At 35.4% G+C, this 229-nt stretch carries 1 protein-coding gene; it reads left to right on the plus strand.

The annotated features are described in order from the left end of the window. On the plus strand, window positions 1-209 hold a 209-nt coding region (locus tag SB775_RS34455), incomplete at its 5' end, for a hypothetical protein (RefSeq protein ID WP_410865781.1). Window positions 210-229 lie beyond the last annotated feature (20 nt).

The raw sequence follows: 229 nt of genomic DNA on the forward strand, positions 1-229 counted from the left end.
CTGAACAAATTAACTACGTAAAGGCGTTTCATAACTCATCTGTATTTTGTTGCAAAGATAATCCTTATCGTGAAGTTAATTCTCAAGACGCCCTTAAAGGTACTGCATATACGTTCTGGACTGAGCGCGGCATTGAACTAACTGATGAACAATTACTAGCTCAAATTTTGCCTTTAATAAAAAACTATTTGAACATAAGCCAAAACTAATCATGCCTTGTGATATGTCG

The sequence above is a fragment of the Peribacillus sp. SIMBA_075 genome, from assembly GCF_046534585.1.